This window comes from Natrinema sp. CRL1, assembly GCF_059162405.1.
Map to the genome: position 1 here is coordinate 165650 of NZ_JBLVOY010000002.1, position 15810 is coordinate 181459.

At 62.2% G+C, this 15810-nt stretch carries 18 protein-coding genes; 8 read left to right on the forward strand and 10 right to left on the reverse strand.

The window, feature by feature from the left end; all coding sequences use genetic code 11:
- The first annotated feature begins 86 nt into the window (after positions 1-86).
- Positions 87-1112 carry a zinc-binding dehydrogenase gene (locus ACJYUO_RS06600; protein WP_494344597.1) on the forward strand — a complete coding sequence of 342 codons (1026 nt, stop codon included), beginning with the start codon at positions 87-89 and terminating at the stop codon, positions 1110-1112.
- A gap of 81 nt (positions 1113-1193) precedes the next feature.
- Complete coding sequence (locus ACJYUO_RS06605) at positions 1194-1514, forward strand: DUF7977 family protein (protein WP_494344598.1); 321 nt, start codon at positions 1194-1196, stop codon at positions 1512-1514.
- Positions 1515-1575: 61 nt separating this feature from the next.
- Here the strand turns inward: ACJYUO_RS06605 and ACJYUO_RS06610 are convergent, their stop codons facing one another.
- Positions 1576-1893 carry a DUF7853 family protein gene (locus ACJYUO_RS06610; protein WP_494344599.1) on the reverse strand — a complete coding sequence of 106 codons (318 nt, stop codon included), beginning with the start codon at positions 1891-1893 and terminating at the stop codon, positions 1576-1578.
- A gap of 232 nt (positions 1894-2125) precedes the next feature.
- On the opposite strand from ACJYUO_RS06610, the gene ACJYUO_RS06615 reads away from it, so the two are divergent.
- The gene (locus ACJYUO_RS06615; RefSeq protein ID WP_494344600.1) at positions 2126-3208 is read left to right on the forward strand and encodes a hypothetical protein; all 1083 of its coding nucleotides are present in this window, start codon (positions 2126-2128) and stop codon (positions 3206-3208) included.
- On the forward strand, positions 3205-3936 hold the full coding sequence (locus ACJYUO_RS06620) for a class I SAM-dependent methyltransferase (RefSeq protein ID WP_494344601.1): 732 nt from the start codon (positions 3205-3207) through the stop codon (positions 3934-3936). Before ACJYUO_RS06615 ends, ACJYUO_RS06620 begins: the two co-directional genes overlap by 4 nt.
- Positions 3937-4043: 107 nt before the next feature.
- On the opposite strand, the gene ACJYUO_RS06625 is transcribed toward ACJYUO_RS06620, so the two are convergent.
- The gene (locus ACJYUO_RS06625) at positions 4044-4313 is read right to left on the reverse strand and encodes a DUF7571 family protein (RefSeq protein ID WP_494344602.1); all 270 of its coding nucleotides are present in this window, start codon (positions 4311-4313) and stop codon (positions 4044-4046) included.
- Positions 4314-4442: 129 nt separating this feature from the next.
- On the reverse strand, positions 4443-4880 hold the full coding sequence (locus ACJYUO_RS06630; RefSeq protein WP_494344603.1) for a PadR family transcriptional regulator: 438 nt from the start codon (positions 4878-4880) through the stop codon (positions 4443-4445).
- A gap of 234 nt (positions 4881-5114) precedes the next feature.
- Here ACJYUO_RS06630 and ACJYUO_RS06635 point away from each other — a divergent pair, with 234 nt between their 5' ends.
- Entirely contained in the window at positions 5115-5390 is a 276-nt protein-coding gene (locus ACJYUO_RS06635; protein ID WP_494344604.1) for a winged helix-turn-helix domain-containing protein, read from the forward strand.
- A 614-nt stretch (positions 5391-6004) separates the two neighbouring features.
- Complete coding sequence (locus ACJYUO_RS06640) at positions 6005-7669, forward strand: pentapeptide repeat-containing protein (RefSeq protein WP_494344605.1); 1665 nt, start codon at positions 6005-6007, stop codon at positions 7667-7669.
- Positions 7670-7856: 187 nt separating this feature from the next.
- On the opposite strand, the gene ACJYUO_RS06645 is transcribed toward ACJYUO_RS06640, so the two are convergent.
- From ACJYUO_RS06645 to ACJYUO_RS06665, 5 genes are all read right to left on the reverse strand, one after another.
- Positions 7857-8912, reverse strand: a complete 1056-nt coding sequence (locus ACJYUO_RS06645) for a glycoside hydrolase family 15 protein (protein ID WP_494344606.1) — start codon at positions 8910-8912, stop codon at positions 7857-7859.
- Positions 8909-9631: a class I SAM-dependent methyltransferase gene (locus ACJYUO_RS06650; protein WP_494344607.1), complete on the reverse strand. Its 723-nt coding sequence runs from the start codon at positions 9629-9631 to the stop codon at positions 8909-8911. The genes ACJYUO_RS06645 and ACJYUO_RS06650 overlap by 4 nt, the downstream gene beginning before the upstream one ends.
- Before the next feature lies 1 nt (position 9632).
- On the reverse strand, positions 9633-11006 hold the full coding sequence (locus ACJYUO_RS06655; protein ID WP_494344608.1) for a glycosyltransferase family 4 protein: 1374 nt from the start codon (positions 11004-11006) through the stop codon (positions 9633-9635).
- A 255-nt stretch (positions 11007-11261) separates the two neighbouring features.
- Positions 11262-11822: an NUDIX hydrolase gene (locus ACJYUO_RS06660; RefSeq protein WP_494344609.1), complete on the reverse strand. Its 561-nt coding sequence runs from the start codon at positions 11820-11822 to the stop codon at positions 11262-11264.
- Between the two features lie 74 nt (positions 11823-11896).
- The gene (locus tag ACJYUO_RS06665; RefSeq protein ID WP_494344610.1) at positions 11897-12856 is read right to left on the reverse strand and encodes a diacylglycerol/lipid kinase family protein; all 960 of its coding nucleotides are present in this window, start codon (positions 12854-12856) and stop codon (positions 11897-11899) included.
- Between the two features lie 54 nt (positions 12857-12910).
- Here ACJYUO_RS06665 and ACJYUO_RS06670 point away from each other — a divergent pair, with 54 nt between their 5' ends.
- Positions 12911-13630 (forward strand): PHP domain-containing protein, encoded by a 720-nt coding sequence (locus ACJYUO_RS06670; RefSeq protein WP_494344611.1) that lies wholly within the window; start codon positions 12911-12913, stop codon positions 13628-13630.
- A 26-nt stretch (positions 13631-13656) separates the two neighbouring features.
- On the opposite strand, the gene ACJYUO_RS06675 is transcribed toward ACJYUO_RS06670, so the two are convergent.
- Positions 13657-13935: a hypothetical protein gene (locus ACJYUO_RS06675; protein ID WP_494344612.1), complete on the reverse strand. Its 279-nt coding sequence runs from the start codon at positions 13933-13935 to the stop codon at positions 13657-13659.
- Between the two features lie 235 nt (positions 13936-14170).
- Positions 14171-14584: an Lrp/AsnC family transcriptional regulator gene (locus ACJYUO_RS06680; protein WP_006430489.1), complete on the reverse strand. Its 414-nt coding sequence runs from the start codon at positions 14582-14584 to the stop codon at positions 14171-14173.
- Positions 14585-14686: 102 nt separating this feature from the next.
- Between ACJYUO_RS06680 and carA the strand changes: the two genes are divergently transcribed.
- Positions 14687-15766 carry a glutamine-hydrolyzing carbamoyl-phosphate synthase small subunit gene (gene carA / locus ACJYUO_RS06685; protein WP_494344613.1) on the forward strand — a complete coding sequence of 360 codons (1080 nt, stop codon included), beginning with the start codon at positions 14687-14689 and terminating at the stop codon, positions 15764-15766.
- The last annotated feature ends 44 nt before the right edge of the window (positions 15767-15810 follow it).

Here is a 15810-nt window from a genome sequence, read left to right on the forward strand (position 1 = left end):
CCGGCGAATAAAACGCTGGGTACAGAGGGGGCACAGCACCACGGGTTGCCCAACTGTTATGGCTGCGGTTTGCGTTGGCTCGGAGTATGCAGGCAGTCCAATTCGCGGAACACGGTGACACGGACGTTATCGAGTACGGCGAGTACCCCGACCCCGAGGTCGACCGGGACGAGGTCCTCGTCGACATCAAGGCGGCCGCGCTCAACCACCTCGATATCTGGACGCGGCGGGGAATGCCGGGGATCGACCTCGAGATGCCCCACATTCCGGGCAGCGACGGGGCCGGCGTCGTCGAAGCGATCGGCGAGGACGTGACCCGCTTCGAGGAAGGCGACCACGTCGCGCTCTCGGCCGGCGTCGGCGACCTGCGGATGGACGATCCGACCCTCGACCCGCGATTCCACATCATCGGCGAGCACGTCACGGGCGTCCACTCCGAGTACGCCGCGATCCCCGAGGACAACCTGATCCCCGTCCCCGAGCACGTCGACTGGTCGGTCGCCGGCTCGAGCTCGCTGGTCTTCCAGACCGCGTGGCGGATGCTAATCGAGCGCGCAGACCTCGAGGCCGGCGAGTCGGTGCTCGTCTTGGGGGCAAGCGGCGGGGTCGGCCACGCCGCCTTACAGATTGCCGACTACGCGGGCGCAGAGGTCTACGCGACGGGGAGCACGGAAGCGAAACTCGAGTACGCCGAGGACCACGGCGCAGACCACGTCTGTAACTACGAGGAGGAGGACTTCGCGGACTGGGTCCTAGAAGAGACCGGCGGCCGCGGGGTCGACGTCGTCGTCGAGCACGTCGGCGCGCCGACGTGGCAGAACTCGCTGAAGAGCCTGACCAAGGGCGGGCGGCTCGTGACCTGTGGCGGTACCGGCGGCGGCAACCCCGAGACGGACATTCCCCGCATCTTCTGGAACCAACTCCAGATCATCGGCTCGACGATGGCCACGCCGGGGCAGGTCGACGACGTGATGGAACTCGTCTGGGACGGCACCTTCGAGCCCGCGATTCGGGAGGAGTTGCCGATGAGTGAGACCGCACGCGCCCACGAGATCATCGAGAATCGCGAGGGATTCGGCAAGGTCGTCGTTCGACCCGACAGCGAACTGTAGGCCGGCGAACTCGAGCCCGATCGGGTTCGGTCCGGTTGGCCAACCGTGAGGGCTTTTAGGATGCGGTCGAAGGATTCGATAGTGACCTCGAGCGACGACGGCGGCTACGTCCACGATCCATCGACGTTCGACGCCGACGCGGACGGCGAAGGGGGAGCCGACGGGCCGGCCGAGGCCGACACGGGAACGGCGGCGGCCCACCCGTCGACTGCCGACCGCGAGTTCGACTGGCGCGGCTGGACTCTCGTCGGCGTGTTGATCGTCGCGTTTTTCGTCGCTCCGACCGCGATCTACCTCGTCCCGCCGGGCGCGGAGGGGTATCGCTTCGCGCTGCTGATTCTCCCGCTTGTACCCGCCGTCTTGCTCGCGATTACGGCCGTCTGGGCGACGACGCGACCCTGAAGGTGGCTCTCCGCGGCACAGGTCTGTCTTCTCGTCGATCGACGCGAAAAGAAATGCTTGGCTATGCGTCCGCTTCGCAGACGTCCTCGAGCAAGTCGAGGACGGCCGATCCGTTATCGACGTCCCGGTCGGGCGTCTCCGCCCGGTCGACGTACGCGGCGAGCTCGGTATAGATGCGATCGGCCTGCGGGCCGGTGAGTCGTTCCGTTCCGTCGCCGGCCTCGAGCGTCTCGATACCCTCGAGTACCCACTCGGGCGGTGTTCCGTCCGCGTCGAGGGCCTCGTCGAGGCGGTTTGACAGGACGTGGTGGACGACCCATTGCTCGTCTCTGGAGAGCGTGACTTCGTACGTCTCGGTTTCCGGTTGTGAGGAGCTCATTTCGTCAGACGGGACCGGGTTCGTCGGTCCTCATCCAACGCTACGAACAGCGGCATAATAAGCCTTGTTACCGCATGCCATAGTTGCTGCCTTCGACGGGCAGTGCCGATCGGCCCGAACCAGTTCGGGACTCGCGACCGGTCGATCGCCCGTATCGCGCCTTCGGATAGTCAGTTCGCCGATCAAAAGCTACTAACAGAATCGTCCCCAGTGCACACACAGAGCGACGCTGATGGACTTCGCGACGCTATCCGGGGAGATCGCGACCGGCCGCATCGGGCACGCCCTCTCGCGGCTCGTTCCTGCGACATCGATCTGGGAGCGCGAGTGGGACATCTGCTGTGTCCTCGACGGCTGCCGGCTCGATCTCATGCGCGAGGCCGCCGCGGCCGGCCACGAGACGCTCCCCGGTCCCGATTCGGTGGGCTCGCTGTGGTCGGTCGGCTCTCAGTCCGCCGAGTGGATGGACCGGACCTTCGCCCCCGAACACCGTGAGGCGATGGCTCGGACCGCCTACGTGACCGGCAACCCCTTCTCCTCGCAGTCCTGCGAGCACATCCTCGTCACCTCCGACGAGGTCCTGCCGCTCACAGCCGACGATTTCGGCGTCTTCCACGAGGCGTGGCGCGAGGACTGGGTCGACGACGACATCTCGACGATTCCGCCCGAGTCGCTGACCGACGCGGCGATCGCGATCTGGCGCAATCGGGAGGACCTTGGTGTCGACCGCGTGCTGGTCCACTACATGCAGCCCCACGCGCCCTTCCGATCGCAGCCGGGCTGGTTCTTCGGCTCGGCCGACATCGAACATTGGGGGCAGTTCACCGACGGAGAGGACGACGATGACATCGATCTCGCGGACCTCGAGCCGGCCGAACGCGAGGCCCTCGAGGCGCTGGCCGAAGCCGAGGCCGAGAGCGACGACGAGACGGACTCGATGAACGACCCGTGGCTGCGTCTGCGCGATGGCGACCTCTCCTTCGAGGCGGTCTGGGCGGCCTACCGGGACAACCTCGAGTGGGTGTTAGACGATCTCGCGCGCCTGCTCGCGAACTGCGACGGCCGGGTCGCGATGACCAGCGACCACGGGAACGGACTCGGCGAGTTCGGCGTCTGGTCGCACCCGCCCGGAACGCCGGTCCCCGCGCTCCGGCGGGTCCCGTGGGCGGTCCGCGACGGGCAGGATATCGGTACCTGCGATCCCGCGCTTCCCGACGGAATTCGGGAGGGAAGCACAGCGGGAGCGGACGGTCCGACTGGCGGCGAGGAATCGGACGCGATCGAGTCGCGCCTCGAGGCGCTGGGCTACCGGTGACGGGTTCCGTTCGAGACGTTATCTACGCCCTTCGTAAGGTCCGTCTGGGCCTCGAGCGCCGGCGACTCGAGTACGGCGCAGAGACTCGCGAGCGAGCCGAGCGGCTGGCCGACGTGCTCCCGGCATCCGTCGCCGAACTGCGGGGCTACGAGCGCGAGTACGACGACCTCGAGTGGTTTCACGACAGCTACGCCGACCGCGTCGCGGAAATCCACGACGCCGGCGTCGCCACCGACACGACCCACTGGCGCGACGGCGTGACCCTCTACGTGGTCTGTCGCGCCCTCGAGGTCGAGACTGCGGTCGAAACCGGGGTGCTGTTCGGCTCGTTCGACGCGCACATTCTGGCGGCGATGGAGGAGAACGGTGGGGGGACGCTACACGCGGTGGATCTCCCCGGTGGGCCGCCCGGCCCTTTCGAGTACGGCCACCTGATTCCGGACCGGTGTCGCGACCGCTGGCGGCTGCATCGGGGGGATGCGCGCGAGGTGCTTCCCTCGTTGCTCGAGCGCGTCGGGCCGCTCGAGCTGTTCTTGCACGACTCGGACCACCGGCTCCCACACATGCGATTCGAGTACGAGACCGCGCTTGCGCGACTCGAGCCCGGCGGGGTGCTCGCGAGCCACGACGTGCGGCTCTCGGGGCTGTTCGATCGATTCACCGACGCGAACGGGCTCCGGTCGTGCGTGGTCTGCGATACGGGGATCGCGCGGCGGCCGCGACAGTAACCGTCTCACTCCCTCGCGGGGAGCGGCGAACCGATCGCGACGCTCGCGGCTCCGGGGTGTCCTCGCGACTGGCTCTGCAAGCCAAAAGGGAGTCCGGGCGGTGTGAGTCAGGAAGTGGTCGGCGTCTCGGTCCAGCCGGGGTCGTGACCGGTACGGTCGATACAGTCGGACCGACACGCCGGGCAGAAGTCCGGGGTGATCGATTCGCCGCGAGGGACGTACACCGCGCCGTCGCACTCCACGCACGCGTCCGCAACGATGGTCGCACAGTCCGCACAGATGTTGAAGTCGTCAACCGTGAGGTCGCGCAGCGGTTCGAGTTGTTTATCCAATTCGTACTCGTCGATGACCGACTGACAGCTGTGACACGGTTTCATAGCAGTGCGTATGTACCATGTGAACTCATCACTAAATATCTGTCTCCGGTACCGATCGGGCTCGAGGCAATCGGCACTCGACGTTCCCGCCGTGAATCGGCTGCCCCACGTCCCCGACTCGAGTCTCCGTCAGCCGCTCCGGCGATCCTCTCGAGTGGCCGGCTCCGGTCCCGCGTCGACCGCGCTGCCCCGCAGTTCACAGAGGACCGCGAGGCGTTCGGCGCGCTGGATCAGCAGCGCCCGCCCGGCACCCGTCAGGTAATAGTCCGTGGTTCGGCCGGGAAACTCACCGCGCGTCGCAACGAGGCCGCGGGCGACGAGCGCGCGTAGGTTCGGCTCGAGCCGGGCGCGACTGACCGTCGGATACCGGCGCTCGAGGGTCGCGATGAGCCCCGCGGGAGACCGCGGGCGGTCGTCGCGCTCACAGCGGGCGACGGCCTCGAGACAGTCGCGTTGGAACCCGGTGAGGTCGACCCACGCGCGCCGGCCGTCGGTTATCGGGTCGTCTGCGGGCGATGCGTCTGCTCGAGCGGGAGGTTCAAGGTCCCGCGAATCGTCGTCGTGCATGGCTTTCAGTAGGTTACGGAAGCCACGCGGGCCGGTGTTCAGGCACCGGGTCCGCATTCTCTCTCGAGGACCAACTCGGGCAGTCGTAGGTCCGTCTGGCTTCCGTTATTTCGATCAAAGAGGAGATAGTACTTAGAACTAGTGCATCGAATACAGCATTGGAATGGGCTAAACAGCGTACAAATACTATCGAACCGGGTGTTCTAACACGGTGTTTCGTGTGTTCACGGTCGAATGCGACGGCCACGGGTGGACTGGATGACGAGAGCCGATGACGCGATTCTCGAGTTCCTTCTCAACGAGGGGAACCGCCCCCTCGTCGCTAATCCGTCTACTGTCGAGGCCAACATCGATTACAAAATCTCGCACGTACGGCGCAGACTGCGCGCATTGCAGGATGGCGGGCTCGTAGAGTACTACGATGAAGATCGGGGTCTGTATCGGATCAGTGAGCGAGGTCGGGACTATCTCGAGGGTGAATTAGAGAAGGACGACCTCGAACCATCGTAACAAACTCGTACACACGACCTCTGAAATCCTATTTTTCGACTTGCTGAATAGGCTATTTCCGACCACAACTAGCGGACCGTGTTGACTATCTCGAGCGGGGCAACGGTTCAATCAATGGATCAACTCGCGATATACACACGACGAATCCCGATTCGTGTGCATATTCACGAATCTGGTTCTGTCGACACGCAATCTCACGATGGTAAGCTGAGGGAAGGAAATCAATCCTCTACCACGGAATTTATACTCATTCCAGATAATCAAGGATTGAGTTCTACTATAATACCAAGACATATGAGTCACAGTGAAAATTCCGAAACTTGTAATTATGAAGCCATCGTGATCAGCCACAAACTTGGAATGGTGAATATTGGAAACTCGAAAAAGATTCCTGGTCTTGCCCACATGAAATCCTACACCATCCAGAAATAGCTAATCCTGAGTATTGTGTCTTTCATACAGACCCAAATACCCTTCCAAAAGATGTTAATGAAGCAGAGGAATTCATTCATGTTATTAATGAAAAAAGTTCCGTAGCAAAAAAGGAACGTGCTAAAAAATTAAAGGAATTTATAAGTTCTACTTTTGGTAATTTCAAAATTGAAGAGGGTACGGTGATAGATGCAAATGATGATTTAGATATAAATTTGATGCATTCCGTCTTTCAGGGCTTTGTTAAATGTGATCAGGTAGAATTTAAACACGGATTTATAGCTACTGACGTAAAATTCCAATCTGGAATCTCATTTCATGGAGCAGAATTTTCAACTAATAAAGAGGTTCGATTCGATGGGTGCGAATTTCTTAGTGATCGCCGTGTAGACTTCCAGGAGGCTAAATTCAAAGGTGGTGGAAAAACATCATTTTCTAAGGCAGAATTTTCTGGGGATAAAACAGTCGACTTTTCAGATGTAGTTTTCACTAGTAATGATTCAATATCATTTTCTCAAACCAAATTTGACGTGACTGGCTATGTTATATTCGTTAATGCGATTTTCGAAGGTGATTGCACTGTTAGTTTCTTAAATTGTGACTTCGATGCCGAACAGTTCGTGGGCTTTTCTAAATCGGATTTCACTGTGTGTGGAAATGTTCGATTTGGCGACTCGAATTTTAACAGTGAATCGATATTCCTAAACACACGGTTCAATGTGGGTGGGAAAATATCATTCACGTATGCCACTTTTTCCGAGCCAGTGTCTTTTGTGGACTCAAACCCAAAAGACAAGTTCTATTTTGAGGATACTGATTTCAGTGGTGGGGAACTTGTAGTGAATTCATTATCAGAAGTAACTATTAGAGCATCTAATCTTCAAAATCAAAACCTTCAAAATGTTGATTTTAGTAATGCAAACCTCCAAGGTAGTGATCTGAGTGATGCGAACTTGAACCAATGTGATTTTAATAATGCCAACTTGGAACGTGTGAATTTAACTCGAACAAACCTATTTGATTCTAATCTCAAAGGATCTCAATTTTATGGTGCAGTCTTTTCTGACACACAAATCAATTCCAAAACTAAAATTAATCGAATACATGATGGAGCGCTTGCTGATCTTACTAAAGCAGCATGGATGTTCCGGCAAATAGAGAGGTTATATCGGGATAATTCGCTACCTGATAGAGCTCGCATATCGTATGTTAAGAGAAAGGATACGCGACGTAGTGAATATTGGGAGAAAGCACTGATTCCAAACAGAATCCGATCAATCGTCTGGAAAGGCAAGAGTAGTCTTTGGAAGTGCAAGCGATCAGTAAAGAGTGTCTACGATCAATCTTTAGGAGATTCACAGAAGGATAAGGACAACTCATATGATGAAGTGGGTAGTGAACGGGAACCAGATTACTACCGAAATAAAGCTGCGAATAAAAGGGCCAATGCAATAGAGTCAATTATATATCTATTTAAGTGGTTGAAGGCCGCCTTTTCTGGTTCCATAATGAAATACGGGGAGAGTCCATTAAGGATTATTATTTCTTCATTTTTAGTCATTATAGGGTTTGGTGGGGTATATCCCTTTTTCGGTGGAATGGAACAAACCTCATCAGAAGTAAACCAATTCTATTGGCAAACAATTGGTCCAGAATCACTTCCAGAATCAATAGAAGTAGTATTTCAGAATATGTATTTTAGTTCTGTTACATTTACCACTTTGGGGTATGGAGATATACAACCAGCCACACCGGCTGTACAAATATTAGCAAGTGTCGAATCATTCATAGGTGCATTATTGATGGCTCTATTAGTGTTCGTTCTTGGCCGGAGATCAACTTGGTAACAATATAGAGGTTGGAGTGGTGATTTGGTTTTAGCTACAATCTTCGCCCCAACAGTGGGCTTCCCTCCGCTGCTCGAGTTGCCGAGCAACTTCAATAGGTGTGAGTCGTTCAGGACCACTCCTTAATTTTGCTGTCGTAATTCGATGTCGTGATCGTTCTAGCACATCACCTACGGCCCGAATCAGTTCATTCGGATACCGGATCAGTAAACAGATCCGCAGCCCCCGATAGCCCCGACAACGCATCAGCAGCGAGCACCGCAGCCCCGCCGGTCCACGTCGGCCGCTCGCCGGGCCAAAACGTCTCGTCCTCGAACTGGTAGCCCGTCCAGAAGACGCCGTCGTCGTCGGTCCACTGGAACAGCCACTCGTAGATCTCACGCGCGCGTTCTTGCCGCCCCACCGCGGCCAGCGAGACCACGAGTTCGCAGGACTCGGCGACGGTCACCCACGGCTCATCCGCGACGCAGCGACAGCCCAGGCCGTCCTCGAGAAAGCGATCCATTCCAGCCTCGAGCCGGTCCCGCGCCGGGTCGCCGGTCACCACGCCACAGAGGACGGGATAGAACCAGTCCATCGCGTAGCGGGACTTGCTCTCCCACGTGCGGTCGAACCGGTCGGGCCGCTCGCGGATCGCTTCCCCGAGTCGGGTGCGGGCCTCGAGCCACCGGTCGCGAGGGGCCTCGCGCTCGAGTTCGGCCGCGATGGCCGCGCCGCAGGCCAGGCTCTTGTAGAGGGAGGCACAGCCGGCGATCAGGGCGTCCTCGTAGACCGCGCCGTCCGCGCCGACGGTCCAATAGATCTCGCCGGTCGGGGCCTGCTGGCGGCACGCGAACGCGAGGGCGTCCCGGACCGTGGGCCACAGCGACTCGAGGAACTCCCGGTCGCCGGTACAGAGGTAGTGGTGCCAGACCCCGACGGCGACGTAGGCGCTGCGGTGGGTCTCCTTGCGCGGCTCGTCGCCGTCGTGGGCTCCCTCGTCCCCATCGGCGTCGCCGTAGGTCGCCCACAGCGCGCCGTCGTCGTGCTGGGCGTCGGCGAGCCACCGATACGCCCGTTCGGCGGCCTCGCGGCGGCCGGCGACCGACAGCGCCATCGCGCTCTCGACGTGATCCCACGGGTCCGCCGGCCCGTCGGGGTACCAGCAAATGAGCCCGTCCGATCGCTGGACGCGCTGGATGTAGTCGACCGCGGGCTCGAGCCCCCACTCGGCGAGCGACGCCCGCGCCGGGCCGTCGCTCACGCCTGCCCCTCCAACTCGAAGTAGTAGACGACGCTCTTGCCGAGGGCCGGATCGAGCGCCCGCTCGAGCAGCCGCACCGGCCGCGGCGACTCGAGGACGTCCCACTCGAGGAATCGGTCGTAGGCCCGCAGGGGCAGCGGCGGCTCCCCGCGCTCGTCGCGGTCCCACCAGAGACACTTCAGCCACCAGTACGGCGAGTGCAGCGCGTGGGCGAAGTGGCTATCAAATCGCCGAAACCCGCGCCGTTCGACGGCGGCCCGCAGCTCCTCGCGGTCGAAGATGCGGACGTGACCGCCCTCGACCGCGTGGTATTCGTCCGAGAGCGCCCAGCAGACCCGTTCGGGTCCTTCCCGCGGGACGCTGACTGCAAGCGTTCCGCCCGGCGCACAGACCCGCCGCAGTTCGTCGATCGCGGACTCGTAATCGGGCAGGTGCTCCAAGACCTCGGTACAGCAGACGATGTCGAACGCGCCGTCCGCAAATGGGAGCCGAAGCGCGTCGCCGGACAGAAACGTGACCGGCACGTCGGATTCGGGAGCGATATACTCCTCGTAGTCCGCTCGAGCCGCCTCCAGGTTTTCCCGCCCGAGGTCCAGCCCGACGACCTCCGCGACGTTCTCGAGGGCGGCGGCGTGGACGTGCCGACCTTCGCCACAGCCCACGTCGAGGACGCGCATGCCCGGCGTCAGCGTCAGCCGGTCGAAATCGATCGTCTCCATCTTAGGCTCCGTTCCCCTGCGTTTCGATCGCGTCGCGATACGTGCGAACCGTCTCGCGGGCGGCCCGTTCCCAGTCGAACTCCTCGACGATGCGCGCTCTCCCCCGCTCGCTGAGTTCTCGACGGCGCTCGTCGTCCGCGAGCAGGTCGCCGATTGCCTCGGCCAGCGCGTCGGAATCGCCGGGGTCGACGAGAACGCCGGCGTCGCCGACCACCTCCGGCAGCCCCCCTCCAGTAGTCGCCACCACCGGCACGCCACAGGCGAGCGCCTCGCCCGCGGGAAGGCCAAAACCCTCGTAGATCGAGGGGACGACGGCCACGTCGGCGGTCCCGTAGAGCTCGACCATCCGCTCGTAGCTGATCTCGCTGTGGGTCTCGATCGCGTCCGCGATGCCCAACTCCGAGACGAGCCGGTCGCAGTCACCGCCCTCGTCGAACTCGCCGACGACGACCAGTTCGGCGTCGATCGAGTCCCTGACAGCGGCGAACGCCTCGAGCAGGTGCCGCGTCCCCTTCAGCGGAACGTCGGCGCTGACCGTCGTCATCACGCGCGGCCCCTCGGCACTCCGATCGACGGGCTCGAACAGGTCCGTGTCGATGCCGTTGTGGACGACGCGGATGGAGTCGGGATCGGCACCGAAATCGGCGACGGTGCGGCGCTTTGCCGACTCGGAGACGGTCAGGACGTGTGGCAACTCCTGTACTACCTCGCGTTGCATCCGGAGGAACCGGTACCACCGGCGGATCAACAGTCGTTCGCCCCAGTCGTCGGCCGCGGCGAGGGCGGCGTCGCGGTCGACGGTGATCGGGTGGTGAACCGTCGCCACGACGGGGTGGCCCCGCTCGCGGAGCGTGTGGAGGCCGTGACAGAGCGACTGGTTGTCGTGGATCACGTCGTACTCGGGGTCCCGTTTTTCGAAGTAGTCGACGACCTGTCGCCCGAAGACGTAGGGGTCCGGAAAGCCGCCGGTGAGCGCGCTCAGCCATTCGTACAGCGCGAGCGGGTCGCGGAGATAGGACGCGTCGAACTGCCCCAGCCGATCGAGTTCGTCGACGATGTTCTCGCCGGGCAGTTTCACCAGTCCCACGTCGTCGTCGAGTTCGGGGTAGGGTTTCCCCGAAATCACGTCCACGGAGTGGCCGAGGTCGGTCAGCGCTCGGCTCAGATATTTCACGTAGACACCTTGCCCACCCGAATACGGGTTGGAACGATAACTCAGGAGACAGATATCGAGCGGCTCGTCGGGCCGACGCTCCGCCTCGAGTGACGGCTCCGACGTCGACTCCCCCGTGCCCGCGGCGGTCGATCCCGTTGCCGACGCGGACGAAGAAATCACGCTCCCCGGGAGAAGCCGTCTCAGCGTACCAGTGACCATCGCAGTCTATCCTCCATGTGTGGGCACTCCCCTATAAACCTCCCGCTCGTGTACTGTTTCTTGATACTGTTCGCTCCCGAGATGCGGTCGCGGTCGGTGTCACTCTCATGCCGCGAAACCGCTCGAGACGCGCTCGAGCGGGCGTCTCGGCCGACCAACTAAAATCGGTGATCGAACCCTCCGCGGCGGGTCTTCGGAGTCGTATCAGTACCGAAACTAGTTCGGGGTCGAGTCGATCGTCGCTTGCGTCGTTCGTTACCGAACGTCTCGGCGCATGGCGATCTCGAACCACGGGCAGAGTCGGAGCTGGCGGTACCACTCCGGGTTCGAGTGGAGTCGCTCGTAGGGGACCCACATCAGGCCGGCGACCTCCTCCTCGTTCGGATCGAGGCTGCGATCGTCCAGAGTCACCTGCAGGACGGCACAGACCTCGTGTTCGACGCCCGCGTTCTCGAAGTAGCGCTTGTACTCGAAGCGATCGGTCACCTCCAGATCGTCGTACTGGTCGGGCGTGATCCCCAGTTCCTCCTCGAGTCGCTCTCGAGTCGCCTCCTCCTGACTTTGGCCCTCGACGGGGTGGGAAGCGACGGTACCGTCCCAGTGGGTGCCCCACAGGCGCTTGCCCGGCGCTCGCTGGGCGAGCAGGACGTTCCCCTCGCCGTCGAAGACGATCGAGGTAAAGGCTCGATGGCGGATCCCGTCGCCCGTGTGGGCGTCGAGTCGGTTGACGAGTTCGAGTTCGGTGTCGTCGGCGTCGACGGCGATTACGTCCTGTCCCGCGTTCTCGTGTTGTAAGTCCTCCTCCGGCGTGCTCATACCCCCACAATTACGACGGCTCTTGAAACCAGTATCGTCTCGTCGCGGGTGTTTCGAATCGATAGCGTCGGTGACTACGACGGTCCCGTCCGCTCGAGCGGCCACAGATCGCCGTCGTCCGGATCGGGTTGGTAGCCCTCGCCGACGGGGATCGTCAGCGTCCCCGGGTCCGTCTCGAGGTGTATCGTTTCGGTCTCGAGCATCTCGCCGTCGAGACTGTACTCGACGGAGTCCTCGTGACTCTCGATCACGAGCGATGGCGTTCGCCGCCGGACGATGTGCGTGCTGTCCTGCCCGAACAGCCCCTCCAAGGCGGCCCCGCCGACCAGATTCGTCGCCGCGGCGTCCTCGACGATCGTGACCTCGAGGAGGCCGTCCTCGACGTTGGCCTGTGCGGTCCGTGTGCCGGTAAAGCGCCGACAGTTGCCGATGAGGACGAACAATGCCTCGCCCTCCCAGGCCCGCGCGGTCTCGCCGTCCGGCCCCGGGGCCGTCTCCACCCGCAGCGGGAGCGAGTCGAACTCACCCACCGTCTCGAGCGTGTTCTTTACGTACGCGAGGACGCCCAACTCCGCCTTGCTCTCCGAGGACGTCTCGCTGCTCGCTTCGGCGGTGATCCCGCCGACACAGGAGTTGACGAAGACCCGGCCGTTCGCGGTCGCGATATCGATCTCTCGCCGCCGACCCTCCTCGATCACGGTAAAGGCGTGTTCGATCCCCCGAATCCCGATATTCGTCGCGAAGTTGTTGCCCGTTCCCGCCGGGACGACCGCGACGGTCGTCGTCTCGAGTGCCTCCGCGTCGGCCACGCCGTTGACGACGGCGTTGAGGGTGCCGTCGCCGCCGACTGCTGCGACGAGGTCGGCGTCGGGTGCGGCCTCGCGGGCGAACCGCGTCGCGTCACCGGCCGCCTCCGTTTTACGAATCTCGAAACCGTGATCGTCGGCGAGTTCGACGACGTCGTCGACGTGATCCCCGCTGCCGCTGACGGGGTTGCAGACGAGAACGCGATCGCTCGCCGCCTCGGATGCCATACTGCAGTGCATGCCGGCCGTACGCAAAAGGGTCTGCCCGGCGTTTGCCCGACTATGTACGCGGTCGATCTCCACGCACACACGCGATTCTTCCACGGCCGGCGATCGCTCGGGGACCGGTTCGACCCGCTCGGTGTCAGACTGCTCGCCGAATCGGCCGCCCGGCGCGGCCTCGACGGCGTCGCGACGACCAACCACGATTACTACACGGCGTTCGATCCGTCCCCCGATATCGAGACGCTGCCGGGGATCGAGATCACGACCGACCGGGGCCACGTCCTCGTCGTCGGGCCGGACCCGCCGGCGGCGACGAAACCCGGGGCGCTCTCTCCCGAGGAAGCGGTCGCGCTGGCCCACGACCGCGACTGCGCCGCGATCGTCGCCCACCCGTTCCGGAACAGCACGGTCCGCGAACTCGAGGACGTGCCTTTCGACGCGATCGAAGTCAACGGCAAACACCCCCGATCGCGGCCGCTTGTCGAGCAGTTGGCCGAGGAACGCGATCTCCCGCTGGTCGGCGGCAGCGACGCCCACTATCCCTTCGAGGTGGGCCGGGCGTACACGGTCGTCGAGGCCGACCGGCTCACGCCCGAGTCGATCGTCGACGCGATCCGCGACGGAAACGTCAGCGCGCGCGTTTCCGAATCGGGACTCGACCGACTACTGCGCAAAGGGTATCGTGCGATTCACAGCCGCAAACGTGTGATCGACGCGATCGAGCGGCCGACGCCGGGCGTCGGGACGCCGCCGGGTGAAGAGGAGAAGGCCGATTAAGAGATCGACCCCGCGTGACGACGCCGTCACCCGCCGGGTCGCCTGAACGTGTAAGCCACGTCGTCGGCATCGATCGTGAGCGATCCCGCGTCGTGATCCACGACGAGGTCAGCGGCCCCTCGTTGCTCGAAGTCGTGGAGCGGCATTCCCGTGCTAACGTGTCTTGTCCGCGAAATCTCGAGGTGGGCGGAGCCGAAGTCGATCCGAATCCGGTCGTCACCGGTAGTCACGTCTCCGGTCTCGCCGAACCGGCGCAGTTCGTCGGTCACTCGGTCCCAGTCGCTGAGCTGAATGCGGTTTGCCATCAGTTCCTCGACGACGGCTGGGAACTAATACCGCGGGGCGACGGATTCGGGGCCTCGGTTCGGGACCACCCGTACGGAAGCCCTCTCTCAAGCCCACACCGTCTACCGACTCGTTTGACCTCCTTGAGACGATCGGCAGTTCGGTGTCGACGGTCACGCAGCTCTGTCGGACGAGCGCGTCACCGCTAAAGGACTCGCTAATCCGGAAACTCGATTCCGCGTTCGAACAGTTTGCCTACCCGAGTTCCTCGTCCAGAATCAGCCGCGTCTTCGTGCTCACGACCTCCTCTTGATCGCGGGCTTTCGTAATCAGATCGTTGACCCCGCGCGTGTCCGCGGCGTCGACCACCAGGACCACGTCTTGCTCGCCCGAGACCATCCAGACGAAGTCGACCTCGTCCCACTCGGCCATCCGCTCGGAGACCCCTTTCGTGTCGACATCGACCGCGACGCTGATCTCGAGCATCGCTTGGACGTTACCGGTCCGGGTCGAGATGGTAAACCGTTCGATGACATCGTCGTCCATCATGCGCTCGACGCGGTTGCGGACGGTCCCCTCGCTGGTCCCCACCTCGTCGGCGATCTCGGTGTACGGCGTCCGGGAGTCTCGCCGGAGGATATCGAGGATCTGTCGGTCCAGGTCGTCCATGGAGATGCGTACCTACGAGTGACCCGCACTTACCGATTACGAAAATCGTAACTGAGCTTCGAAGACAACACTTATGATGGTCCATCCGATACGTAGATCGTAATGATGGAAGCCTACGTCGCACTGGAAGGCGGTCACGTACTCGAGGGGCGTGGCCGTGCCGAAGGGACGGCCCGCGGTGAACTCGTTTTCACAACAGCGTATACCGGTTACGAGGAGAGTCTGACCGACCCCTCCTACGAGGAACAGATTCTGACGTTCTCGTACCCGCTGATCGGCAACTACGGCGTCCGCGAGGAGCGGTTCGAGGACGACCGCATCCACCCCCGCGCCGCCGTCGCCAAGGAGTTCACCGAGGACATCGTCGACTGGTTCGAGCGCGAGGGAATCCCGGCGGTCGACCACCTCGACACCCGCGACATCGTCACGGATATCCGCGACGGCGGTGCGATGAAGTGTGGCATCGCCGTCGGCGAGGACGTCACCGAGGACGACGCCCTCGAGCAACTCGAGGCCTGTAAGGCCATGAGCGATCACACCGACATCGGCGCGCAGGTCAGCGTCGACGAACCCGAGGTCCACGGCGAGGACAACGACGGCGAGACCGTCGCCCTGATCGACTGCGGCGCGAAGGGCTCGATCATCAGCTCGCTGCTCGAGCGCGATGCGACGGTCCACGTGTTCCCCTACGACGCCGACGCCTCCGACGTCGAGGCCGTCGACCCCGATCTCCTCTTCATCTCGAACGGCCCCGGCGACCCGGTCAACTTCGGCCAAGCGATCAGCCTCGTCGAGGCGTTCGTCGAGGACACGCCCGTCGCCGGCATCTGTCTCGGTCAGCAGATCGTCGCCGAGGCCCTCGGTGGATCGACCGAGAAGATGACCTTCGGCCACCGCGGCGTCAACCAGCCCGTCCTCGACCTCGAGTCCGGGCAGGTCGTCATGACCACCCAGAACCACGGCTACACCGTCGCCGAGCCGGGTGAACACCTCGAGATCACCCAGATCAACGTCAACGACGACACGCCCGAAGGGATCGACGGCATCGAGTACGACGTGATCACCCGCCAGTACCACCCCGAAGCGAACCCCGGCCCCCACGATACCCTCGACTTCTTCGACGACGTGCTCGCCATGGCTTCCGGGCGAGCGGACACGCAGGCGGTCCCGGCCGACGACTGATTCGTAACGGATACCGCCGATTTGACCGTCCTCTTCTGCTGTGT